Source organism: Pseudomonas sp. ICMP 561 (assembly GCF_002699985.1).
Taxonomy (GTDB): Bacteria; Pseudomonadota; Gammaproteobacteria; order Pseudomonadales; family Pseudomonadaceae; genus Aquipseudomonas; species Aquipseudomonas quasicaspiana.
The window spans coordinates 25,921-49,546 of the sequence record NZ_LKBT01000008.1 but is presented as its reverse complement, the minus strand read 5'-3'; the positions used below and the strand labels follow the sequence as shown (position 1 = coordinate 49,546).

Here is a 23,626-nt window from a genome sequence, read left to right as displayed (position 1 = left end):
CAATGCTTTCGCCGAAATCCCTGCCCACTGCGCTGTTGGGCCTGGCCCTTGTCTGTCCGGCGCTGGCCGAGGCGCAGGAAGTGGAGCTGGGCCAGGTGCTGATCCGTTACCAGGAGCGAGGCGGCGAGGACCAGTCAGTCGAAGACGCGAAGGAACAACTGGCCAAGGTGCCCGGCGGAACCAACGTGATCGACCTGCGTCAGCCGTTACAGGGCCGCGTAGCGAGCAATCAGGATGTACTGGCGTATCAGCCCGGGGTCTATGCCCAGTCTGCGGGCAACGAAGGGGTAAAGATTTCCATACGTGGCTCGGGCATCAACCGCGCGCCGGGCGCCCACGCTTCGGGGGTGTACGCCATGCTCGACGGCCTGCCCCTTACCGGTCCCGGCGGAACGCCCTATGAGCTACTTGAGCCCCTGTGGCTCGACCATGTAGAGGTGCTGCGCGGCGCCAATGGTTTTGACCGGGGTGCTCTGGCATTGGGCGGTGCCATCAACTACGTCAGCCACACTGGCTACGATGCGCCGCTGTTGCAGGTGCGCTACGTAACCGGTAGCCACGGATACCAACAGCGGCAGATCAGCTCCGGGCAAGTGCTGGGCGACTTCGACTACTACGTGGCGATGACCGATGCACACTCCGATGGCTATCAGGACCACACCTCCAGCGAAAGCCAGGGCGTCATCGCCAACTTCGGCTATCGCTTCAACCCGAATCTGGAAACCCGGTTCTATTTCCGCCATCGCGAGACCGATAACGAGCTTGCCGGGCGGGTCACCAAGAACTCTATCGAGCACGACCCACGTGCCGCAAATCCCACTTATGAATCGCGGGACTATAATCGCGACCAGCCGGGCAGCACGTTTATCGGCAACAAAACCACCTGGTACATCGACGACGATTCGAGCGTCGAGACCGGCCTCGTCTACCACGATTACCCCATGGACCTGCGCGAGGGGCCGAACCGTCTGCGGGTCGCCTACACGGATGTCAGCGGCACTTTCGACTACAAGCGCCGTGACACCCTGTGGGGTCTGGAAAGCAACAGCACGCTGGGTTTGCGCGTGACCAAGCACTTGCCCAACTCCGGCGCCAGCGAGTTCGTGCGTATCCCGACCGGCAACACCGCCGGGTATGCGCCGGGCACCCGCATTCGTAACTTCACCTATCAAGGCTCGGACACTGTTCTGCACGTCGGCAATGATCTGGAGATTGCCGACGACCTGTGGCTGACCACGGGCCTCGCAGCGATCTACACCCGCCGTGAGAGTGCCGTGACCTACCCTGATGGCGGTGGCAAAACCAGCATGGGCGACTGGGACTACGCGCCACGACTGGGCATGCGCTATCAGTTGACGCCTGACATGCAGGTGTTCGCCAATCTCAGCCGCTCGGTGGAAGGCCCGCATCCGTGGTCACTGATCTACAGCGCTGACCAGCGATTCCCGGCGGGCAGCGGCGTCGCCACCGGTGCGCAGCGCGACCCGGTCAAGCTTCGCAACCAGACCGCTACCACCCTGGAGTTGGGCGGACGGGGCGACAGCACACTCGGCGAATGGAGCCTGGCGTGGTACTACTCGCAAGTCCGTCACGAACTGCTTTCTGTGCTGCCGGACGCCAACGCAACTACACCTTACGAGCTTAACGCCAGCCCTACGGTTCATCAGGGTGTGGAAGCCAGCCTGCAGAGCCAACTGTGGTCCCATGAAGGAGGCGAACTGAGCCTGCGTCAGGCTTATACCTTCAGTGATTTCCACTACCGCGACGATGATCGCTTCGGCGACAACCGCCTGCCGGGCCTACCAATGCATTACTACCAGGGCGAACTTCGCTACGACTGGCCGCAAGGCTTCTTCGCCGCCGTCAACACCCAACTGGTGTCCAAAGCCGCCGTGGATTATGCCAACAGCTACTACGCCGACCCTTACGCACTGTTCGGCGCGACAGTGGGTTACAACGCCCCGAAGAACGACTGGCAGACCTGGGTCGACATGCGCAACCTGACCAACAAACATTACGCCGCCACTGTCACGCCGGGCTACGACGACCGAGGGCTGGACGCGGCGCGCTCAACGCCCGGCGAAGGTCTGGGGGTTTATGTCGGGGTGTCGTGGAGTTTGCGCTGAAGGCCTGAACGGCTGTCATTGAGCGGTTTGAAGCTGCTAGGATTCGGCCCTGCTGTTGGCGTACTCACCGCTTGACGCTAAGGACTTTGATTGAATACCGCTGCACTGCCCCGCCGCCCCGGCAACGGAAAAATAGCCCTGCTCGGGCTGCTGCAAATACTGTCCTGGGGCGGATCGTTCTACCTGCTCGGCGTATTGGCCGATCCTATCGCTGCCGACACAGGCTGGCCGCATCAGTGGGTCCTGGGCGGAGCATCCATCGGTTTGCTGGTGGCCAGCCTGTTGTCACCATTGTGCGGACGACTGATTGCCCGCATCGGCGGACGCAGAGTGTTGGCCGCCCATGGTCTGATCCTCGCCGCCGGTCTGTGGATCATGGCGCTGGCACCCTCATTACCCGTCTTTCTGCTGGCCTGGGTCATCATCGGAGTCGCCATGGCCAGCGGGCTTTATGATGCGCTCTTCACCTCACTGGGCTCGACTTACGGGCTGGAAGCGCGACCGATCATCGTCGGAATCACGCTGATTTCAGGATTCTGTACCACCGTCATCTGGCCGTTGCTGGCAGTCATGGATCACCTCATGGGGTGGCGCATGACCTGTGGGGTGTTCGGCACCGTTGTTTTGTTTATGCTCTATCCGCTATATCGCTATGCGCTGGACGCCCATGTGCCGGTCGCAGCATCCAGACATGCCAGCCAAGGCAGCGGCACGCCGCTCGCCTCCTCCATCTATTGGTCTATGACAGCGCTGTTCGCCATTGCCGCAGCGTTGATGACCTGTCTCTCCATTGTGATCCTGACCATCCTGCAAGCCCGCGGGCATAGCCTGGCATCCGCCATTGCACTGGCCGCGATGATCGGCCCGGCTCAGGTGCTGTGTCGGGTCATCGACCTGATGTTCAAACGCAAAGCGCCGATGTTCACAGCACTCCTGTCCAGCGGATTTACGGCTTTGGGATTGCTGCTGGTGGACTTCGCACCGAGCCTCGTGGCCTGGGGGTTGGTGTGTTACGGCGCAGGTAACGGCCTGCGCGCCATCGTCAAAAGCACCTTGCCTTTGGTGGTGGTGCATCAAAGCGATTACGCGGTGGTGTCCGGCAAAATGGCACGCCCGGCATTGCTGGCCCAGGCCGTAGCGCCCATCGCCTGCGGTTATGTGATCTCGCAGCTGGGCAGCGAAGCGATGATCCATGTGCTGACAGCCATGGCATTGATTGCCTTCGGGTTGTGCCTGTGGCTTGCCCGACTGGTGACGCGGCGTAAGGCGTGATAGAGCTGATCTACGGAATTGCAGACTGTCTCCCTCTGGGGGACTTTATGTTCACCTTCAATCCGTAGGACCGGCTTTAGCCGGGAGAGCGGTATGTCTGCCGAAGAAAATTTAGCGAACAGCCCGACGTCCTCCCGGCTAAAGCCGGTCCTACGGAATGGGGTGGTCTATGTGAGAGATTTTATGTTGGCCTGCAAGGGTTGTTCCCGGTGGGAGCGAATTCACTCGCGAATGCGTCTTGTCAGGCGACAGAAGTATTGAATCTGCCGGCCCTTTCCCAATGAATTCGGTCCCACAGGTTTTGCATAAGCTTGAGATGCTACCAACCTGTGGGATTTTGAACCTGATAACTGTGGGCTGCTGGACGACAGCCTCCTCTTCATCATGGCCATCGAGTGAGCAGCTCGGGCGAGTTCTTCAACCCAAAACAATCACCGCACCACGCTGAGCTCCTCGCCATGCACTAGGCGTCACTCCCACCAGCCGCGTGAACACCCGGGTCAGGTGCGGTTGGTCTGAAAACCCGCACGCCTGGGCAATGTTGACCAACGAAAGCCCGGGCTGGGCCATCAACAACTCTTTAGCCTTCTCGACACGCATCTGCAGCAACCAGGTGTGCGGCGCAACACCCGTGGCCTGTTTGAACGCGCGGGAGAAATGACTGCGACTCAGCGAACACTCCTGAGCAATCCGTTCCACGGAAAGATCGTTGCCCAGATTGCTGGCAATCATCTCCTTGGCCAGACGCTCCTGAAGCGGCGTCAGCGTGGTCGTGAACTTTCCGGAAGTAGAAGCGATACGGCCGTATTGAGTGACCGAGTGCGCGCACATCGCTAACAAAATGTGATCAATGAACAACTGATTGGCGGCTGCCGGGTTGCGTAACGCGGGCAGCATCGCCTGCGCCAGGTGATACAGCACCGGGTCCTGAGCGCCCTGTTCGTAGCGAAATCCACTGATGATCCGCCCGCCATTCTCACGCTGGTATTCGTCGAAGGTTTGCCGAGGGATATTGAACCGCAGGTTGTCATAGGAAGCCCGATGCTGACAGCGCAGTTCATCCCCCATGAATGGCAAGGAAACACTGCCCTGACGATAGCCACCGGCATAACTCAGACGTCGCCCCCGCCATAACCGATGCTCGGCAAAATCTTCGAGCTGGACGATGATCGAAAAGGCATCGAGGCAGGGAATATCGATGATCTTCTCAGGATCCGGACGCGCATCCACCACCCGCGTGGCGGAGAACTTTTCGGTATGCAAATGGGCGATGACAGGGGCGCTCAAGTTGATTCCTTCGGCTCGGGGCGGGAAACACGTTCACCCTACTCTATCGGCAAAACCAGACATCTGCGACCGGGCTCTGATCGGACAATATGTGGCTTACTGAATAAATGTTTTTCTCTGGAGCTCACGAGCACCGCGAGGCCGCGATGACGGCCTGCCTGATAAACCGCCATCGCGACCTCGCGGTGCTCGTGCGCGCTCATCAAACACAAAATAACTATTTGAATTCACCTACTTTTTTGTAGGAGTGAGCTTGCTCGCGATAGCGTTTGGTCAGGCGATAATTTCTCAACATTTCGACCGCCATCGCGAGCAAGCTCACTCCTACAGGATCCAGTGTTTGCCGCGAGACGGCGCGGTGTCACGCACACCGGGCCACTTCTACAGATCAACATCAACCGGTTGCAGGTCGTGCATTGATCATGGCAGCGCCAAATAATACCGGGCTCGTTCAGTCGGGCGATACCAATGATGGGCATTGAACCAGATGCTCCTTGAGAAACCCGATCAGCGCCTGCACCGGACGCGAGCCCTGACGGTGTTGCGGGTAGACCGCCGATAACGCCAGTGATGGCGTGCGGAACTCATTGAGAACACGGACCAGACGCCCGTCTTCCAAAGCCGCGCCGACAATGAACAGCGGCAAATAGGTGATCCCTAGCCCGCCAATGGCAGCGTCGCGCAACAGCTCGCCATTGTTGGCGCGCATGCGTCCGCACAGGCTGACCGCCAACGGCTTGCCATTTCGCTCGAAGCGCCACTGCACCTGACGACTGTGACCATAAGGCAAGCAATCATGATGCTTGAGCGCTTCCGGTTCGGCAGGTGCGCCGCGTCGTTCAAGGTAGTCGGGACTGCAACAGAACACCCGCTCGATATTGGCAATGTGACGGGCGATCAGCGTCGAGTCTTCCAGCACCCCGATACGCAGCGCCAGGTCGTAACCTTCGCCCAGCAAGTCCACGGCGCGGTCACTCAGGTCCACTTCTACCGACACCTCGGGATAGCGCTGCAGGAAAACCGGCAACAAGGGCCCCAAATGCTCAATGGCAAACGACAACGGTGCAGTGATGCGAATGGTGCCTCGCGGCTGAGTGTTCTGCCCGGCTATGCTCTGTTCGGCCTGTTCAAGATCCGCTATCAGCCGCAACGCCGATTCGTAATAGGCCTGGCCCAGCGGTGTGACGTCTAGCCGACGGGTTGAACGGTTGAGCAGACGTACGCCGAGACGCTCTTCGAGTTGAATCAGACGGCGACTGATGAATTGCTTGGAAAGCCCCAACTGCTCAGCGGCAGCAGTGAAACTCCCGGATTCCATCACCTGGGTAAATATGCGCATATCTTCGAAAGGGTTCATTGTCGCTCACCGGTTGACAGTCCAACGCTTTCTACCAGCTTTATCGGGCCAATGCATGGGCTTAATCTGCGCTGACTGTATTCCCTTTGCTGCACTGACTTCCTACAGGATCAGATCATGCCCGCACTCATTCAAAGCTATCCGCTGATCTGCAGCCTGTTGTTGGTTCTGCTGGATCTGGCCAGCTGGAACCTGGTGCCGTACCCCTACCGATTGCAGAAAGTTGCAGTACGGCTGGCGTTGTTTCTGGTTTATAGCGTAGTGATTATCAGCGCTGGCCTGAGCCCACTGGACAGTGCCCCTTGGGAAGAAGACAGCGCCCGGCATCTGGCGGCTACCGCACTGGAAATCATCTGGTGGATTCTGGCGGCCAGGACCCTGACCGAAATCATCGGCACGCTATTGATGCGGCGCATCGGTCACAGCGGTCGCTTGTTGCAGGAAGTGATCGGCGCAGTGATCTTTCTGATCGCTATCGTGGCAGCCGCCGGTTATGTCATGCAGCTTCCCGTCAAAGGCTTGCTGGCGACGTCCGGGGCAATGGCCATCGTGGTCGGTCTGGCGTTGCAGAGCACGTTGGCCGACGTGTTCTCAGGGATCATCCTCAACACCACCAAGCCTTATCAGGTTGACGACTCGATCAGCATCGACGGGGTTGAAGGCAAGGTCGTCGACATCGACTGGCGGGCCACCCATTTGCTGACCGGCACGGGCAGCACGGCGGTCATCCCCAACTCGGTAGCGGCCAAGGCCAAAATCGTCAACCTCAGCCGGCCCAGAGACATGTTCGGCGTGTCGATCAACATCATGGTCTCACCGCACATCCGCCCGCGCCGCGTACTGGATGCACTGGACCGGGCCCTGCAAGGCAGCAGCGCCTTGCTGCCATTCCCCAAGGCCCGAGCGGTGGTCAAGGAAGCCAGCCCGACCACCATCGAATACACCGTCACTGGTTTCATCAGGGATCTGGACAAGAAAAGCGAAGTCCGCAACCTGCTGTTCGACCTCGCCTACCGTCACCTCGAAGCCGCGGGTATTGCTTGGCAGTCCGACGTTACGGCAGAACCGGTGTCACGCGCCCGGACCTTGCTGGACGAAGTGAAGGTATTCCGCGCGCTGAATACTGAAGAGAAAAACCATCTGGCGCAGAGCATGTCAGCCAGGGAATACAGTGCAGGCCAAGTGATCATCGAAGCCAATGAGGTCACCGACAGCCTGCTGGTGATTGCAACCGGCGTGGTGTCGGCTGAAGTGTCCGACGGCAAGGCGTTCATTGAAGCCGGGCGCATGGGACCAAGCGAAGTGATGGGCGAACAGAGCATCCTCGACGACACGCCGTCCGAAGCCCGTTTCACCGCCCTTACCTCGTGTGTGGTCTACAGCATCGACAAAAGCGTGGCCCGGGAAACCATGGAGCATGAAAGCCAGATCAAAAATGCCCTGACGAAACTCCAGGCCGTGCGCCAGCACAGCAGCCAGTCATTACTGACCGAGAAACCGGCAGCGATCAAGAAAGGCAGTTTCCTGGGGTGGTTACAGAAGCGGTGATATCTGGATAATCCTCACGTATAACTGACGCCCTCGCGGCTAAAGCCGCTCCTACTGACATCACACCACCGTAGGAGCGGCTTTAGCCGCGAGGACGTCAGCCTGTTCGCCACATAGGCCTCGTCAGAAATACCGTTTTCCTGACATCAGCGTTTGATCACAGCATCCTTCCAGACCTGCGCGCCATCAAAAAACGCATGGGTATTGCTGACCAGTGTTTCCAGGTGGTAACCGCCCTCCTGCACGATGACGCACGGCAGCCCCAGGCTGCGAATCCGCTCGCCCAGTTTCGCGAATCCTTCCCGGGTCACCGCGACCTGGCTCTGCGGGTCATGCTCGTAGATATCGAAGCCCAGGGACAACACCAGCACCTGCGCGTCAAAAGATTTAACGGCATCCAGAGCCTGTTCAAGCTTGTCCATGAACACCGATTCAGGCGAACCGTGAGGCATCGGGAAGTTCACGTTGCAGCCAGCCCCGGCACCTTCACCCTGCTCGTCTTCGAACCCGGCGACGCCTGGATAAAAGTTCTCCGGATCGCCATGAATGGAGACGTACAGCACATCATCGCGATCATAAAAGATTTCCTGAATCCCCTGACCGTGGTGCATGTCAGTGTCCAGCACTGCGACCCGCTCAAAGCCGTCACGCAAAACCTGAGCAGCCACTGCGGCGCTGTTGACGTAGCAGAACCCACCTGCGGCTTCTTTGCGAGCGTGATGCCCGGGCGGACGGCATAGCGCATATGCTGCAGGCTCACCATCAAGCACAGCCTTGGCAGCCGCCACCGCGCTTTGAGCAGACCAGTACGCAGAGCGCCAGGTGTTCTCACCCACCGGGCAACTGCCATCGGCCAGATAGCGCGCGGCCTGGGCCAGAATCCCGCGCAAGGCATTGGGCTCACGGACGAAGATGTTCGACATCACTTCATCGCCCCAGTCTTCGGGCATCTTCTTCCACTCTGTATGCGCGCTTTTCAAGAACGTCAGATATGCATCGCTGTGGACTGCCAGCAGAGGATCGAGACCGAAATCAGCCGGTTGCTGAATATCGAACGCCAGCCCCTGAACCGCTTGCAGCAGATTCTGTGCCCGCTGCGGGACCTCCTGTGGCGTGCGCATCTGTCCGCGGGAGTAATAGCTTTTTGGGAAGTGCAGAAGCTGTTCCGGATGAAAAAAACTGAGCATGGGTATTCCTCATTCAGTAGGTCGCGCCAATCAGGCTTCGCGAGCGGTTTCCAGCTCGAATGCCGTGGCATGTCGCTTGGCGAGTGCCAGCACGCAGATCAGTGAGGTGCCTGCGATCAGGCTGTAGAACAACGCCATCGGCCACCATTGGCCGGGGTAGGAATGCGCCAGCCAGGTGCCGATCAACGGCGTCAGACCACCTGCCAGCGCACCGCACACCTGATAGGCCAGGGAAATCGCCGTGTAGCGAACCCGGGTTTCAAACATGCCGCTGACGTAACCGGCGATCACCGCGTAGAACGACGCCATGCAGACCACCGCCAGGGCAATGCCGAGAATGATCATCGGTGCCTGACCGCTACTGACCAGCATGAACATCGGATACGGCGAGGCCATCGCCAGAATCGTCACGCCGCACAGGAAGCGCGTGGCGCCAACCTTCTCCGCGACCCATGCTGCTAGCGGCTGGATGCAGAACTGGATGATCGCCACCACGAACAGGCACTCCAGAATCAGTGACCGTGGCAGGTTCAGTTGCTGAGTGGTGTAAGCAATCATGAAGGTGTTAGTGAAATACACACCCGCGATGCCCAAGGTGTTTGCACCGATGCACAGCAGCAAAGGCCGCCATGAAGTCTTGAGCACCTCGAATACAGGGGCCTGTGCCTTGCGGCCAGACTTGGCGACATCCAGCCGTGCCTGCTCTTTGTCATTGAGGAACTCAGGTGACTCGTTGACGCCCAGGCGAATCGCCAGACCGACCACCAGCAACGCTGCGCTGGCCAGAAACGGCAGACGCCAGCCCCAGCTCATCAGGTCTTCTTCGGGCAGACGGGTTACCGCGCTGAACGCCAGCAGCGAAAGAATCAACCCCGCAGGGCTGCCCAACTGCGCAAATGAGGCGAAGAAATTACGTCGGCCTTTGGGCGCATGTTCACCCGCCATCAACACTGCGCCGCCCCACTCGCCTCCAACGGCAATGCCCTGAACCACACGCAGGAGGATCAGCAACACCGGCGCCGCTGCGCCGATTTGCGCATAGGTCGGCAGCAAACCGATACAGACTGTGACCACGCCCATCATCACCAGGGTGATGACCAGCGATTTCTTGCGGCCGATACGGTCGCCGATGTGACCGAACACGATGCCGCCCAACGGTCGGGCAAAGAAGCCCACGGCAAAGGTGCCGAAGGCTGCCATGGTGCTGAACAATTTATCTTCGGAAGGGAAAAAGAGCTGACCGAATACCAGCGCAGCGGCGGTGGCATAGATATAAAAGTCGTACCACTCGATCATCGTACCGATGAACGCGGCGGCGGCAGCCCGGCGTGGCTGCGCAGAAGCAGTGGGCTTCATGAATCAACTCCATTGGTTAGTATTTTTGGCAGGAGAAAATGATCTTGCTGAGGCCGCTCTGTTGACGACTATGGACGGATTTTTTGCTCGACAGGCATAATCAGTCAAATTTCTATTTATTATTCGAACTATAAGCCGCAATTATAGTGAGGCTGCCGTGACCGACTCTTCCCGTGATATCTCTCCCTTGCTCAATGACCGCCTTGACTGGAATCTGCTACGTACCTTCCGGGTGATTGGCCAGGAGCTGAGCATCAGCCGGGCCGCTGCCAGAATGCACCTGACCCAACCCGCGGTCAGTCAGGCCCTCAAGCGTCTGGAAGAACAACTGGGTTGTCAGCTTATCGCCCGTCGCGGGCCACGGTTCGACCTGACCGAAGCCGGTGTGAAAATCTTCGCCCTGGCGGGTGAGATTTACGGCCAGGTCTCGCAAGTGAGCAACACCTTGCAGATGCCGGGGGATGAAGTGATCGGCAAAGTCCGCTTGCTGATGATCAGCCGGATCGTGTCGAGCAACTTTGATAATTTCCTGACGGAGTTCCACCGCCAACACCCCCGGGTTGACCTGGAAGTGGACGTGATGCGCAGCTCCGACATCGTCAGCGCGCTGCTGGAGAAAACCGCCACCCTGGGCTTGAGCCTGAACCGCCGCCCACAACCTCGACTGGAACAACGCCTGTTTCAACGTCAGCGTTACGTGTTTTTCTGCGGCCGGAACCATCCGCTGTATGGTCGCACCGACCTCAGTCAGAGCGATCTGCAGTCAGAAAACTTTGTCAGTTTCACCAGTGACCAAATTGGCGGGATGCTTTCGCCATTGACCATCTTTCGTGATCAGCAAGGTTTTGGCGGAAGGATTGTGGCGTCATCTTCAAGCCTCGAAGAAATCAGGCGCCTGGTCATTGCGGGGATTGGTCTGGGATGCCTGCCCGAGCATGTCGTGGTTGACGACGTTGAACAGGGGTTACTGTGGCGGGTGCCGCCGTTGGAGGGCGTTGCGGACGTCGATATTCATTTGCTGTGGAACCGTGAACAGCGCATGAGCCGTGCTGAAACGGTGTTTATCGAAGGATTGGCAGCGCGGCTGGAAAATACATGAAGTTTTATCTTCATGATTAACCCGCCGCGCTTTAATACAGAACTGAAACAGGTAATTCCCAATCAGTTTTTATTTCGGCAATCATTCAACGCTTGATATTTAACAGTTTTCAACGCACCGTTGGAATCTTCGTAGGTCATTAGCTGCGGGTTGACGCCGCACACTTTAGAAGCCGAAGACATACGCACAACTTTCTCAACGTCAAGTTTCATACCGTACTCATACTTCACGATGCCGGGTAGAGCCTGATTTTTATCGGCGGCATAATCCGCGACAAACGCCTGGTGCTCTTTGATAATCTTGCTGGCTACCGGCTCATGATCGCTGGAAGCAAAAGAAGTAACAGGAACAAGTACGGCCAGCGCAAGCATCAACGATTTAGCGATTTTCATTTTCTCTGTCTCCGTTTAGTGGGTGATTGAAAGATACCAGTCCATCGCTAACAACGAGGTGGCGCAAACATGACGATTTGGACATCTGCAAAAGACATTAATATCGTCCTCCTGTGCTTAATAACAACATTGTCATTATTCACTCACCGTCCTGTTAGCTTCGCTATTTATACTCAACGCTAACACTGAGGAGCACGACGCAGCTTGCTTCAAGACTCCGCAGTCACTGCCCTTAAACAGAATGGTAACTACGATGACTATAATCAAAGCAATCGCCTTCACACTCGTCGCCCTCTCATCCACCGCGGCAATGGCCCACGACGGAAGTGAACGCGCCAGCCCGGCCGCTGAAAAAATCAAGGTCGCTCAGGAGCAGCGCTTCAACGATCAAATCAACGGCGAATCATCGCGCATTGTAAATACCGAGAAAAAGACCTCGGTTAATGAGCCTGAAAAAGGTTAAGGATTAACTTCGGTTCCACTCTATTCACCTTTAGCAGCTGACAAGCTCCTTTGGTCAAGGTGAATCTTTAGCGCCCTTCGGGGCGCTTTTTTTATTTCTGATAAACACATAACCGTGACTCCCTCTCTCAACACAACTAATACGGTAGTTGTAGGAGTGAGCTTGCTCGCGATAGCAATCTATCCGTAAAGAAAGTATCGCCAGAAGAAATGCATCGCGAGCAAGCTCACTCCTACAGGAACCGCGGGCTACACTTGACACATAAAAAAGCCCGCAACAGTCACCTGTCGCGGGCTATTTATTTACAACACTGACGCTATGTCTGCTCTTCTTCCCGACGGTGCGCCCATTGATACAACGCAGGCAGAACCAACAAGGTCAGCGCGGTGGACGACAGTATCCCGCCAATCACCACGGTCGCCAGCGGACGCTGAACTTCAGCCCCGGTGCCGGTCGCCAGCGCCATCGGAATAAAGCCTAACGACGCGACCAGCGCGGTCATCAACACCGGGCGCAAGCGGGTCAGCGCACCTTCGTTGATCGCATCGCCCAGCGAACGCCCTTCCTCGCGCAGGTTACGAATGAACGAGATCATCACCAGGCCGTTCAGCACCGCCACACCCGACAAGGCGATAAACCCTACCCCCGCCGAGATGGACAGCGGAATGTCCCTCAACCACAACGCCATTACGCCACCGGTCAGGGCAAACGGAATACCGGTGAAAACCAGCAAACCGTCCTTCAGGTTATTGAACATCATGAACAGCAGCGCCAGCACCATCAGCAGCGCCACCGGAACCACGATCTGCAAGCGCTTGGCAGCTGACTGCAACTGTTCAAACTGGCCGCCCCAATTGGTCCAGTATCCCGCCGGAATCTGCACGTCGCGTTCGATGGTTTCGCCCGCCTCTTGCACAAACGAGCCGAGGTCGCGACCGCGTACGTTAGCGCTGACGATGACCAGACGTTTGCCGTTTTCCCGGCTGATCTGATTCGGCCCCAGCACAAGATCCAGGCTTGCCACCTGGGACAGCGAAATGAAGCTGATCTGCTGATTGACGCTGCTCGCCGTCGCAGGCACGGGGATCAGCAGGCTCGAGAGTCCGGGCACGTCTGTACGCAAGGTTTCCGACAGTCGCACTACCATGTCAAAGCGACGATCACCTTCATAGAGAGTACCCGCCTGGCGCCCGCCTACTGCGATGGCAATGGCGTCCTGAACATCGCCTACATTGAGGCCATAACGCGCGGCCTTGTCACGATCGATGTTAATCGTCAGCACGGGCAAGCCGGTGGTTTGTTCAACCTTGACCTCAGAAGATCCCGGCACCTTCTGCAAGGTCGCAGCGATTTTAGCGGCAGTCTGGTTCAGTACCGCCATGTCATCGCCGAAAACCTTCACCGCGACGTCGCTGCGCACACCTGAAACCAGCTCGTTGAAGCGCAGCTGGATCGGCTGTGACAGTTCATAGTTACTGCCCGGCACTGTCGCAGCGGCTTGCTGCAATTCGGCAATCAGCGTTTCGCGAGACTTGCCAGGATCTGGCCATTCACTTTGCGGCTTGAGCATGACGTAACTGTCAGAGATGTTCGGCGGCATCGGGTCCGCAGCGATTTCTGCCGTGCCTGTTCGGGCGAACACACGCTCCACTTCCGGCATTTTCTCGACGATGGCTTTTTCAAGACGCTGCTGCATGTCCACTGATTGAGTCAGGCTGGTGCCTGGAACCCGAAGTGCCTGCAACGCAAAGTCGCCCTCACTCAAGCTCGGGATGAACTCACTGCCCATGCGGCTGGCGGTGAACCCGGACAAGACAATCAACGCCACAGCGAAGGAGAACGCTATCGACCGATGGCTCAATACCCACTTCAAAACAGGTGCGTAGCGCAGACGCGCGGTACGCATCACCACGCCCTCTTCTTCCTTGACCTTGCCAGTGACGAACATGGCAATGGCCGCCGGTACAAATGTCACCGACAGGATCATGGCGCCCAGCAGCGCGATCACCACGGTGAAGGCCATCGGGTGGAACATTTTGCCCTCGACACCCGTCAGGGCGAAGATCGGCAGGTACACGACCATGATGATCAACTGACCAAAAATCAGCGGTCGACGCGCTTCTTTTGCGGCGGCGAACACCTCATGAAAACGCTCCGAACGGGTCAACATCCGTCCGTACTTCTGCTGTGCGTGCGCCAGTCTGCGGATCGCGTTTTCGACGATCACGACTGCGCCGTCAACGATGATGCCGAAGTCCAGCGCGCCGAGGCTCATCAAGTTGGCACTGACTTTGTTGGTGAACATACCGGTGAAGGTGAACAGCATGGCCAGGGGAATCACCATGGCGGTGATCAACGCGGCACGGATATTACCGAGGAACAAAAACAGAATCGCGATGACCAGAATCGCCCCTTCGATCAGGTTTTTCTTCACGGTAGCGATGGCTTTTTCAACCAGCGTCGTGCGGTCATAAACCGTGATCGCCTCAACACCTTCCGGCAATGAACGGTTGATATCAGCCAGCTTGGCGGCCACGGCCTGGGAAACCGTACGGCTGTTTTCACCGATCAGCATAAACACGGTACCGAGTACCACTTCCCGGCCATTTTCGGTGGCAGCACCGGAGCGTAACTCCTGACCGATACCCACGTCGGCCACGCTGCTGACCCGGATCGGCGTTCCCTGGACGTTAGCGATGACGATGTTGGCAATGTCCTGCACCGTGCCCAGTTGACCCGGCGCGCGAATCAATAACTGCTCACCGCCGCGCTCAATGTAACCGGCGCCGATATTGGCGTTGTTGCGCTCAAGGGCAGCCACCAAGTCATTCAAGGTGAGTTTGTACGCGGCGAGTTTCTTCGGGTCGGGCGCGATCTGATATTGCTTGGCGAAACCACCAATGGTGTTGATCTCGGCCACGCCTGGCACGTTGCGCAGCTGCGGCTTGATGATCCAGTCCTGAATCACCCGCAGATCGGTCGGGGTGTAAGGCGTGCCGTCTTCCTTCAGCGCGCCCTCCTTCGCCTCTACGGTCCAGAGGAAAATCTCGCCAAGCCCGGTGGAAATCGGCCCCATGACCGCATCGACACCTTCGGGCAACTGATCCTTGGCGATTTGCAGGCGCTCGCCGACCAACTGGCGGGCGAAGAACAGGTCAGTGCCATCTTCGAAAATCACCGTGACCTGTGAGAGGCCCGAGCGCGACAGAGAACGTGTCTGCTGCAGACCCGGCAGGCCCGCCATGCTTGTCTCGATCGAGAACGTCACCCGTTGCTCGGTCTCCAGCGGAGAAAAACCGGGCGCCGAAGTATTGATCTGTACCTGGACGTTAGTAATGTCAGGCACAGCATCGATGGGCAGTTTCTGGTAGCTGGCAATGCCGAGCCCAGCCATGAGCAACACGGCAAGCATCACCACGATGCGCTGCTCGATTGCGAATTGGATCAACCGTTCAAACATGACGTTGTACTCTTGCGAGGCAGATCAATGGGAGTGCTCAGCGGAGCCTTTACCCAGCTCGGACTTGAGAATGAAACTGCCAGCGGCGGCCACTTGAGTGCCCGCCGTCAGGCCTTGAACGATTTCCACATAACCGCCGTCGCGTCTGCCGACTTTCACCGGACGCACTTCAAAGCCTTCGGTATTGCGCACGAACACCGACGTCTGGTCTTCAACGGACTGAATGGCAGACTCAGGCAGGCTGACCGCCGCATTGGCTTTGTCTGCTGTCACATCAACCGAGACAAACAGCCCCGGACGCCACGCGCCCTCGGGGTTGGCCAGTACCACGCGCACCGCAGCCGCGCGGGTTTGCTCGCCCAACAGATTGCCTACGTAGCTGATGCGGCCTTCAACCTCGGCATTGAGATCGGGCGCACTGACCGTGACTGCCCTGCCTACCACGACTTTGTTCAAATCCTTGGGCGCAACGCCAAAGGTCGCCCAGACCCGCGACAAATCGGAGAGTGTGAAAGCTGAAGTGCTGTCGTTAACCACCTCGCCTATGGCCAGGTGCTTTTCGACGACCACCGAATCAAAGGGAGCGATCAGTTCGTATCGATTGCCTGCGGAAGATTTCAGGCTGGCGCCGATAGCACTCAGCTTCTGTCGACCGTTGGCGTAGCTGATGTCTGCTTCCTGATACGCCTGACGCGCCAACAGATAATCCTGCTCGGCGGAAATCTTGTCTTCCCAAAGCTTTTTCTCGCGCTGCATCGTCAACCGGGCAAGCTCAAGGCGGCGCTGCGCTGCGTTAAGTTCGCTGCGTTGATCGGAGATTTGCTGGCTGGCGATCACGGCCAGCACCTGGCCTTTTTTCACCGACTGGCCGAGGTCAACCTTGACCTCTTCCACGATCCCGCCAACCCTGGGCACGACGTGGGTGGTGCGGTCTTCGTCAAAGCGAATTTCACCGGGGAATGTCACAGAAGTGCTCATCGACCGAGGTGCAGCGACGGCCAGTTCGATGCCCGCAGACTTGATCTGTTCAGCGTTTAGTTCGAGCTTGCCCTCCTCTTCATGAGCTTCACCGCCGGATGCTTCTGCACCATGCCCTTTTTCGCCATGCTCTTCATCACCATGGCTTTCCTCACCGTGCGCTTCGTCAGCGTGGCCTTTCTCATCAACCTTGCCGTCACTGTGACTGTCATTCTCGGCGTGCCCCTTCTCGTCGGCATGCCCATCCTCTTCCGCGTGCTCGTGCTTTGAGCCCTTGGCTGCTTCCGCTGCAACAGGAAGCCCCTGATTACCCAGCGTCAGGCTGCCAAGTCCAATGATTGCAACCACCGCCAGGGCAATGGTCATACTTCGGTTGTTATCCATGGATGCTCCCGGCGATCACGTACGGATGTACACAGCGATGCGCCCGATAAGTGCGAAAAATGAGGGGTTAAGGATTGGCAGTGAATGGGCTGATGTCGCCGTAGATACGCTCGACCGTCACTCTGGCGTCCGTAGCGATGGCCAGCGATTCGAGGTATTGGCTGCGGGCAGCAATCAGGGTGCGCTGTGCGTCGAGAACTTCGAGAAAGCCGAACTTGCCTATCTCGAAACCACGGGTCGCCGCATCCACCGCGCTTTTCGCCGAGGGCAAAATCACCTGATTGAAGGACTCGACTTCTCTGCTCGCCGTCGACCATTGATCGAGTGCGGCTTGGGTCTGCGTACGTAACCTGAGCTCTACCGCGTTGCGTAAATCACGGGCCTGATCTGCGCGACGCGACGCGGCCAGAACGTTGCCTTGATTGCGATTGAACAGAGGAAGCGGTGCCGACAAGCCGATGACATTCACCCGCTCACGGTCTTCGCGGCTGTACTGGCTGCCAATGCTGACGGTGAGGTCGGGGATGCGCTGCGCCCGCTCAGAGCCTAGCGCCGCATCACGCTGCTCGATCTGGGCATGGGCCAGGCGCAGCTCGGCAGCTTGATTGATCGCTGTGAGCATCCTCGCCTCCGACGGGGATTTGCCCGGCGACAGGTCGGCGTACTCCAGACGATCAAACGAAGAAGCCGACGAGCCAGTGGTGCGCGCCAGGTCGCGATAGCTATTGGTTTTCAGGGTTTCGGCGCGACGCACCATCAGGTCGGTTTCAGCCAGTTGTACCTGCGCACGGGTCACCTCGACGGGAGAAGACTTTCCCGCACGCACACGCCCGTCAGCCACTTCCAGGCCGCGCTGGGCAAGGGCATGGGATTGTCGCGCCAGTTCCAGACCGGTTTGCGCACGCATTGCGGTAAAGAAGGCCTGCACGACTTCGGCACGTAACTCGTTGCCCCGTCGTTCCAGTTCGATCTGCGCAGCATCCTGGGACCGGCTGGCTGCTTCAACGCGGGCCCCGCGCTTGCCACCCAGTTCCAGTGCCTGACTGAGCATGACCGTGGTGGTGCTGGTATTGCGCCGAGTGTCTTCCACCTCCCAGGACAACTCCGGGTTAGGCATCAGACCGGCCTGCTGCCTGTCGCCCTCGGCGATGCCAATTTCCCATCGTGCGGCGGCGAGGTCCGGGTTTTCCGCAAATGCGGCCTCGATGGCCTGGGGCAGACTCAGACTTTGAGCAGTCGCAATACCGGGCGCGGCGAACGACAGCAAAAAGGCATAAAGCAAACCTGTTTTCACGGTGGGCTTCACGTCGGTTAACAAGGAAAAAACTCTGTGCCTCAGCGGGTTTGCACTGCTCCCGTCGCGCCTTTGCATATGACTGACCACCCCATCAAATAACCAGAACAGACTCCGGCTGCGTTCAGCGGAGTTGGATGCGGGGGACTTTATGCAAAGGGAGTTAGCAGAAGGATTGCTGAAAAATTACAATCCTGTCATTTAAGAAAAGTTGCAGTCGCACGCTATTACACTGCGCGACGCCATCAAGTTAATTGATACCACAGACATAAATAGCAACACCTTAAAACTTGCTTTTTAACGCGCTGGCAAAGTGGAAACGTTAAAGCTTTCTGGCTTCAGAACAGTTTAAAAAATCTGGATATTCAGCCACCTGCGGGGTTGACCCTGAAGTGGCTACAGACTCCAGAATCGCCGCGAATCCATTGATCGTGGAACTCTGCCGGTTACCTTGGCAGAGGCGGGACGCGCAACTTTAAAGCCGACAATAAAATAACAGCGGCACTTACCTACCCTATTAATACAGGACACTGATATGCGAATCCTTGTTGTAGAGGACGAGCCGAAAACTGCCGAGTACATGCATCAGGGTTTAACCGAGAGTGGCTATGTTGTGGACCTGGCCGTCACGGGGCTTGATGGGCTTTATCTGGCTCAACATCAAACTTACGATCTGGTGATTCTGGATGTGAATCTGCCCGAGATGGATGGTTGGGAGGTGTTGACCCGGTTGAGGAAAAAAAGCAACACCCGGGTCATGATGGTCACTGCCCGTGGTCGCCTTGAAGAGAAGGTCCGGGGGCTGGAAATGGGCGCAGACGATTATCTGGTCAAGCCGTTCGAGTTTCCGGAGTTGCTGGCAAGAGTTCGCACGCTGATGCGTCGCAGTGAGCAGGCCGGTTTGCCCGAGGTGCTGCGGGTCGGCGACCTTGAACTGGACCAGGGACGACACCGAGCCTTTCGCGGCACCCAGCGCATCGACCTGACGACCAAGGAATTCGCCCTGCTCCACCTGTTGATGCGTCACAGCGGTGAAGTCATGTCTCGCACGCAGATCATCTCGCTGGTGTGGGACATGAACTTTGACTGTGACACCAATGTTGTCGAAGTCTCGATCCGCCGTCTGCGGGCAAAAATCGACGAACCTTTCGAGCAGAAACTGATTCATACCCTGCGCGGCGTCGGCTACGTTCTGGAAATACGTGAATGAAACCCACGCGCCTTTCAACCCGTCTGGGCCTTGCCGTTACCGCAATGAGTGCCGTGCTGGTAATGGTAATGGCAGCGTTCGCCTACGCGTCCATTTCACATCAGCTGGATTTCCGGGCGAGAAACGGCTTGCAGGAAAAGCTGGAGCAAATCGAACACAGCCTGTCAGAGGGCTTCAGCTCGGTAGCTGACGTGGTGCTGGCGCCTCACCACTTGCGAGACCAGATTGTCGGGCACGATGACTTGACCCTGACCATCCTCGATTCGAGCGTCCCGAGAAAACGCTTGCTGAGTCTGGGTCAGGACGAACAGATGGTGCCTCCAATACCTCTGGCCGGGGACAGCCGGGACCATTTCCAGCGGGTGGAATCCTCGGCCGGTCACGAGATATTGATTGCCAGCAAACAGGTGCGTCTCAAAGGTGGCCAGAAGGTGCTGGTGCTGCTCGCGCTCGACAGAGAGAGCGATGCCCTGTTACTCGGCGCCTATGTGAAGTCCACGCTCATTGCCTTGCCGCTCATCCTGCTGCTGGTCGGCGGTTGTGCCTGGTGGATCGTGCATCGTGGATTAAGACCCCTGCGCGCATTTCGCAAGGTGGCGCACAAGGTATCGGCCCGGGATTTGTCCCATCGGATGCAGGCGGCCGGACTACCTGACGAACTCCGTGACCTGGCCCACGCGGTCAACGTGATGCTCAACCGACTGGCCGAGGATATTCAGCAACTGGCGCAGTTTTCGGATGACCTGGCCCATGAACTGCGCTCGCCCATGAACAACCTGATGGGCAAGGCGCAAGTCACCTTGTCCAGAGAGCGGCCACCCGAGGAATACAAACAGGCACTTGAGTCTTGCACCGAAGAGCTTGAGCGTTTGTCATTGATGGTTTCCCAGATGCTCTTCCTGGCCAGCGTGACCCAGCCTTCGGCGCTATTGACGTTCATCACTGTAGATCTTGAGGTAGAAGCCAACAAGGTCGCCGAGCTTTTTGATCAGTCAGCGGAAGAAAAAGACATGACGCTGGTGGTTCAGGGCAGTGCAAAGACTTTGGGAGAACGACTGATGATCCAGCGAGCGATCTCCAATCTGATCTCCAACGCCATCCGGCACGGCAATCCCGGCAGCACAGTGACCATCACCCTCGACAGCCACGCCAACGAAGTGTCTCTGGCCGTCAGCAATCAGGGTGAAGGCATCGAAGCCGAACACCTGCCGCGCCTGTTCGACCGTTTTTACCGGGTCCATGCCAGCCGCTCCCGACAACAGGGCGGCACCGGTCTGGGGCTGGCGATTGTTCGCTCCATCATGACTGTTCATCAAGGGCGCGTGACGGTGGAGAGTGAGCTGGAACGGGTCACGACGTTCAGGCTGGTTTTTCCGCGAGCGAAGTGACTGATTAACCGAACTGAGCCCAGCCTGCTAGCGCAGGCCGAAGCCCATTTGCTGTAGCGCACTGACCAACTCTTCACGCCCATGCAGGCTGGAAATACTGCGCAAGCGATTAACAACTTGCTCCGACCAGCCAGCAGCCTTCATACCCTCCTGCTGATAAAAGGCGCCGAGGCACTGGTCATATTGCGCGACCGAGGACACTTCCGACTCCACGCTGTAGCGCTCGTGATGCAAGACCGCCGCCTGGGGCAAGCGCGGTTTTACCTGTGCCGGACGTTCAGCGTCGGGATAACCCACACACATGCCGAACACCGGGTATACCTGAGGTGGCAGCTCTAACTCCTTCGCAACACTTTTGATGTCATTGCGTATAGCGCCGATGTAGACGCCACCCAGCCCCATCGACTCCAGAGCAACCACCGCGTTCTGGGCGGCCAGCGACGCGTCGATAGTGCCCAGTAACAGGCTCTCGATATAAGGCAAGGCTTCAAGCTCGACGCCTGCACGCTCTGCTACTCGGGACACTCTGGAGAGGTCAGCGAGCCAGACCAGAAACAGCGGGGCCTGGCGGATGTAGGCCTGATTACCGGCAAGTTCCGCGAGGCGCGCTTTGCGAGATGGGTCCTGAACGGCGATCACGCTCCATACCTGTAGATTTGATGAAGTCGCGGCTGACTGTGCTGCCGCGATCAACGCCTCAAGCGTTCCTTCTGGTAGCGGCTTGTCGTTGAACGCGCGGACGCTGCGATGATTCACCAGTTGATCAAGAACCGGGTTCCAGTTCTCGTGGATTTTTGTGTTTGTATCTGCTTCGCCGTAGCGTAGGGCGAGGCCGTTTTGTGTGGCTTGTGTCATGAAAATATCCAATAGGCCTTAAACGGGCAGAGCCTTTGATGAGCGGGGGTTTTTAATCTGGAGGTAAATTAGCACGCAGCGGAAAGCGCGGTTAGACGATGTCAGGGGGTGGCGATGGCGAGTGAGTGCTGCAGGTTGAGCTTGGTTGGGGGATTGCATTCCACTTGATCAGCCGTTTGGCACTCGGACTTAGCAAGCGTTTGCATCGGGCTTGAGCAGTGCACTGCGTATCACTGACCGGCAGGAGTCGGCCAAAAGTTGCGATATACGATCGGCCGCTTTCGGCCGATTCTGTTGAAAAAGTCGGGAGTGGTTTTCACCGCAGAAAAAGTACGCGCCTGAGCTTAAAAACTAGAATCTGCGCAGATGTATTGGGACTCAAATTTCACGTGGCAGCGCATAAAAAAAACGCTTTCACCGATCAATATGCTGGCAGTTTGAGAAAACCGACTTTTTCAACAGAATCGGCCGCAAGCTTTCGGCTAAAAGCAGCCATTCAGTGACGGCAGCCTTGGATTCGAGGCCGTGATTGTAGCTATTACTGTTATGCGTTGCGCGCAGCTATAGACGGCGTGGACTATAGCGGATATTGGTAAGTAGGTACGTAAATGCCAAACGCCGCCATGTATTGGCCGCTGCCTATCCGTTAGACACGAATCAATCATCTCGATTACCATCTGTAGCTTCTGCCTTAGCAGCGGGATTTCTGAAGTAGTCAATGCAGCGACCGCCCTACTATTCCAAGAAACGCCGCCAGGGCAGGGTCGGAGTGTTTTTTTACTAATCGTGTCACTAATAAAAGAGTGTTTGGCTTATGCAGAAAAGAGACGATGCCTTTTCCATTACGATTAATGATCCTGACTTGATTGACAGATCTGCAATAATAGCAATGGAAAACATTAATGATGTATTGCTTTTAATATTTAAAGAGAACACTATTTACAAGCTGTTAACTGCTGACTCAACTGACCCACAAAAAACCCAACCAGATACCGGGCACACGTATGAGAAAATAGCAGCGGTTGGTGCTGCCTCCCCCTATGTAGCCCGGATCTTTCTTCAGTTTAAAAGTATTATTGACCAAGTTCTTCCGGAGGACTCCATAAAGCCGAAGCTTCTGGAACAAGTTTGGAATCTAAACGAGCAACTACTACTCTGTGCACAGTTTGAGTCTAATATTCGTGAGCAACTTGATGAGGTTATGCAAAAATGCGACATCATCATTGAGCAGAACAAGTCCAGTCGCGCCATCCCGCCGCTCGCTAAAGTTAAAAACTTAGAAAATGACGCGAAATCTTTCCTTCTGGTCGGAAAGCAGTTCTTAATAGATTGCTTCAAACTAATAAGCCTGTTTACAGACTTGCCTTTGGGGGCGCGAGACGAGGCACATTTCGATAAGCACATAAAATGGCTGGAGCAGAATCGCCCTAATTTAAAAGAACTATCTTTAGCCCTCAGCAATGACCTGTTTTGGATTCGCAGATTGTCGGAGTGCCGGAATGCTCTTGAGCACCCAGGGCCAGGCCAATCTCTTACGATAGAAAACACGAAACTTTACCCAGGTAATAAATTCTCGCTCCCGACTTGGAGCTACGACCTTACCAATAAAATAAACGTACAAGAATCGTCCGTCTCTATTCATCAAGAGCTTGATGCTTATCTAAATAATATGTTCTATTTTTTAGAGGAGATTCTTCTCTTCTGTATTTCCGAGCGCTTACCCGATGATGGAATGTTTTCAATATATCAACACGACGAGGCAGACATAAAGCCGAACTGCCCGATCAAGTATTATGCAAGCTTAAGTTCTGAATTTTATTCATGACTCAAACCATTTTAACTTTACAGTGATCCAAGCTAGCATCCGGGTGTGATTTCAAACGCGAGCAGTCACCTTCGAGCAGGCACTTGAATCGCTAGACGCGAGGCTCGTAAGCTGAGAGCTTGCGACCAACGCCCAATGGAAAGGA

At 56.9% G+C, this 23,626-nt stretch carries 17 protein-coding genes; 8 read left to right on the top strand and 9 right to left on the bottom strand.

Going from position 1 to position 23,626, the window contains the following annotated elements; all coding sequences use genetic code 11:
- The first annotated feature begins 2 nt into the window (after nt 1-2).
- Together AO242_RS07820 and AO242_RS07815 are read left to right on the top strand one after the other, a co-directional pair.
- Nucleotides 3-2,126 (top strand): TonB-dependent receptor family protein, encoded by a 2,124-nt coding sequence (locus AO242_RS07820; RefSeq protein WP_099268270.1) that lies wholly within the window; start codon nt 3-5, stop codon nt 2,124-2,126.
- 90 nt (nt 2,127-2,216) lie between these two features.
- Complete coding sequence (locus tag AO242_RS07815; protein ID WP_257153398.1) at nt 2,217-3,398, top strand: MFS transporter; 1,182 nt, start codon at nt 2,217-2,219, stop codon at nt 3,396-3,398.
- A 417-nt stretch (nt 3,399-3,815) separates the two neighbouring features.
- Here the strand turns inward: AO242_RS07815 and AO242_RS07810 are convergent, their stop codons facing one another.
- Nucleotides 3,816-4,685 (bottom strand): AraC family transcriptional regulator, encoded by an 870-nt coding sequence (locus AO242_RS07810; protein ID WP_099268269.1) that lies wholly within the window; start codon nt 4,683-4,685, stop codon nt 3,816-3,818.
- A gap of 451 nt (nt 4,686-5,136) precedes the next feature.
- Entirely contained in the window at nt 5,137-6,042 is a 906-nt protein-coding gene (locus AO242_RS07805; protein ID WP_099268268.1) for a LysR family transcriptional regulator, read from the bottom strand.
- 117 nt (nt 6,043-6,159) lie between these two features.
- Here AO242_RS07805 and AO242_RS07800 point away from each other — a divergent pair, with 117 nt between their 5' ends.
- Nucleotides 6,160-7,590: a mechanosensitive ion channel family protein gene (locus tag AO242_RS07800; protein WP_099268267.1), complete on the top strand. Its 1,431-nt coding sequence runs from the start codon at nt 6,160-6,162 to the stop codon at nt 7,588-7,590.
- Nucleotides 7,591-7,736: 146 nt separating this feature from the next.
- Here the strand turns inward: AO242_RS07800 and AO242_RS07795 are convergent, their stop codons facing one another.
- On the bottom strand, nt 7,737-8,777 hold the full coding sequence (locus AO242_RS07795) for a histone deacetylase family protein (protein WP_099268266.1): 1,041 nt from the start codon (nt 8,775-8,777) through the stop codon (nt 7,737-7,739).
- A 30-nt stretch (nt 8,778-8,807) separates the two neighbouring features.
- Entirely contained in the window at nt 8,808-10,133 is a 1,326-nt protein-coding gene (locus AO242_RS07790) for an MFS transporter (protein ID WP_099268265.1), read from the bottom strand.
- Nucleotides 10,134-10,290: 157 nt separating this feature from the next.
- On the opposite strand from AO242_RS07790, the gene AO242_RS07785 reads away from it, so the two are divergent.
- Complete coding sequence (locus AO242_RS07785; protein WP_099268264.1) at nt 10,291-11,232, top strand: LysR family transcriptional regulator; 942 nt, start codon at nt 10,291-10,293, stop codon at nt 11,230-11,232.
- Between the two features lie 62 nt (nt 11,233-11,294).
- Here AO242_RS07785 and AO242_RS07780 read toward each other — a convergent pair whose 3' ends face one another.
- Complete coding sequence (locus tag AO242_RS07780) at nt 11,295-11,624, bottom strand: DUF2790 domain-containing protein (RefSeq protein WP_099268263.1); 330 nt, start codon at nt 11,622-11,624, stop codon at nt 11,295-11,297.
- A 253-nt stretch (nt 11,625-11,877) separates the two neighbouring features.
- Here AO242_RS07780 and AO242_RS07775 point away from each other — a divergent pair, with 253 nt between their 5' ends.
- Nucleotides 11,878-12,087 carry a hypothetical protein gene (locus tag AO242_RS07775; RefSeq protein ID WP_099268262.1) on the top strand — a complete coding sequence of 70 codons (210 nt, stop codon included), beginning with the start codon at nt 11,878-11,880 and terminating at the stop codon, nt 12,085-12,087.
- A 316-nt stretch (nt 12,088-12,403) separates the two neighbouring features.
- Here the strand turns inward: AO242_RS07775 and AO242_RS07770 are convergent, their stop codons facing one another.
- The 3 genes from AO242_RS07770 to AO242_RS07760 all read right to left on the bottom strand — a co-directional run bounded on the left by AO242_RS07770 (nt 12,404) and on the right by AO242_RS07760 (nt 18,281).
- Entirely contained in the window at nt 12,404-15,547 is a 3,144-nt protein-coding gene (locus AO242_RS07770; protein ID WP_099268261.1) for a CusA/CzcA family heavy metal efflux RND transporter, read from the bottom strand.
- Nucleotides 15,548-15,571: 24 nt separating this feature from the next.
- Nucleotides 15,572-16,909: an efflux RND transporter periplasmic adaptor subunit gene (locus AO242_RS07765; RefSeq protein WP_099268260.1), complete on the bottom strand. Its 1,338-nt coding sequence runs from the start codon at nt 16,907-16,909 to the stop codon at nt 15,572-15,574.
- A gap of 67 nt (nt 16,910-16,976) precedes the next feature.
- A complete protein-coding gene (locus AO242_RS07760) occupies nt 16,977-18,281 on the bottom strand; it encodes a TolC family protein (RefSeq protein WP_099268259.1) in 1,305 nt (434 codons plus the stop codon).
- Between the two features lie 457 nt (nt 18,282-18,738).
- Between AO242_RS07760 and AO242_RS07755 the strand changes: the two genes are divergently transcribed.
- Both AO242_RS07755 and AO242_RS07750 read left to right on the top strand, forming a co-directional pair.
- On the top strand, nt 18,739-19,413 hold the full coding sequence (locus tag AO242_RS07755) for a heavy metal response regulator transcription factor (protein WP_099268258.1): 675 nt from the start codon (nt 18,739-18,741) through the stop codon (nt 19,411-19,413).
- A complete protein-coding gene (locus AO242_RS07750; RefSeq protein ID WP_099268257.1) occupies nt 19,410-20,801 on the top strand; it encodes a heavy metal sensor histidine kinase in 1,392 nt (463 codons plus the stop codon). Before AO242_RS07755 ends, AO242_RS07750 begins: the two co-directional genes overlap by 4 nt.
- 27 nt (nt 20,802-20,828) lie before the next feature.
- Here AO242_RS07750 and nfsA read toward each other — a convergent pair whose 3' ends face one another.
- Nucleotides 20,829-21,656, bottom strand: coding sequence for an oxygen-insensitive NADPH nitroreductase (gene nfsA / locus AO242_RS07745; RefSeq protein ID WP_099268256.1), 828 nt, complete (start codon nt 21,654-21,656; stop codon nt 20,829-20,831).
- Between the two features lie 814 nt (nt 21,657-22,470).
- Between nfsA and AO242_RS07740 the strand changes: the two genes are divergently transcribed.
- A complete protein-coding gene (locus AO242_RS07740; RefSeq protein WP_099268255.1) occupies nt 22,471-23,481 on the top strand; it encodes a hypothetical protein in 1,011 nt (336 codons plus the stop codon).
- The last annotated feature ends 145 nt before the right edge of the window (nt 23,482-23,626 follow it).

Bases quoted from the DNA above. Each gene is read 5' to 3' on its own strand.
- AO242_RS07820 (WP_099268270.1), top strand. From the start codon at position 3: ATGCTTTCGCCGAAATCCCTGCCCACTGCGCTGTTGGGCCTGGCCCTT.
- AO242_RS07805 (WP_099268268.1), bottom strand. From the start codon at position 6,042: ATGAACCCTTTCGAAGATATGCGCATATTTACCCAGGTGATGGAATCC.
- AO242_RS07800 (WP_099268267.1), top strand. From the start codon at position 6,160: ATGCCCGCACTCATTCAAAGCTATCCGCTGATCTGCAGCCTGTTGTTG.
- AO242_RS07795 (WP_099268266.1), bottom strand. From the start codon at position 8,777: ATGCTCAGTTTTTTTCATCCGGAACAGCTTCTGCACTTCCCAAAAAGC.
- AO242_RS07790 (WP_099268265.1), bottom strand. From the start codon at position 10,133: ATGAAGCCCACTGCTTCTGCGCAGCCACGCCGGGCTGCCGCCGCCGCG.
- AO242_RS07780 (WP_099268263.1), bottom strand. From the start codon at position 11,624: ATGAAAATCGCTAAATCGTTGATGCTTGCGCTGGCCGTACTTGTTCCT.
- AO242_RS07775 (WP_099268262.1), top strand. From the start codon at position 11,878: ATGACTATAATCAAAGCAATCGCCTTCACACTCGTCGCCCTCTCATCC.
- AO242_RS07770 (WP_099268261.1), bottom strand. From the start codon at position 15,547: ATGTTTGAACGGTTGATCCAATTCGCAATCGAGCAGCGCATCGTGGTG.
- AO242_RS07765 (WP_099268260.1), bottom strand. From the start codon at position 16,909: ATGGATAACAACCGAAGTATGACCATTGCCCTGGCGGTGGTTGCAATC.
- AO242_RS07760 (WP_099268259.1), bottom strand. From the start codon at position 18,281: ATGCAAAGGCGCGACGGGAGCAGTGCAAACCCGCTGAGGCACAGAGTT.
- AO242_RS07755 (WP_099268258.1), top strand. From the start codon at position 18,739: ATGCGAATCCTTGTTGTAGAGGACGAGCCGAAAACTGCCGAGTACATG.
- AO242_RS07750 (WP_099268257.1), top strand. From the start codon at position 19,410: ATGAAACCCACGCGCCTTTCAACCCGTCTGGGCCTTGCCGTTACCGCA.
- nfsA (WP_099268256.1), bottom strand. From the start codon at position 21,656: ATGACACAAGCCACACAAAACGGCCTCGCCCTACGCTACGGCGAAGCA.
- AO242_RS07740 (WP_099268255.1), top strand. From the start codon at position 22,471: ATGCAGAAAAGAGACGATGCCTTTTCCATTACGATTAATGATCCTGAC.